General features: G+C 52.9%; 1 protein-coding gene. It reads left to right on the forward strand.

Going from position 1 to position 255, the window contains the following annotated elements; all coding sequences use genetic code 11:
• On the forward strand, nucleotides 1-255 hold a 255-nt coding region (locus NE665_RS24495), incomplete at both ends, for a hypothetical protein (protein ID WP_256302779.1).

Raw genomic sequence — 255 nt, forward strand, 5'->3', positions numbered from 1 at the left:
CCAAGGATACGGATACACCGAAGAAGGAAGACCCGATAGCTCCGGAGAAGGACAAGACACCGGGAGATAAGGATAAAGAGACCACCTCCAAGAAAGAGAATGAGATAGGGAAAGGCAAGGAAAACGGTGGGAAGAATGCTTCACTGATGAGTCTGCGACCGAATATCGCAGATGCGAATCAGGAGGTCTATGGGATCCGCAGGGACGGCACCGGAGCAAAGGGCGTCGTGTATTATCGCTGGGAGGAGAAGCAGG

This window comes from Clostridium sp. DFI.1.208, assembly GCF_024463855.1.
In the GTDB taxonomy this organism is placed as follows: Bacteria; Bacillota_I; Bacilli_A; order Erysipelotrichales; family Erysipelotrichaceae; genus Clostridium_AQ.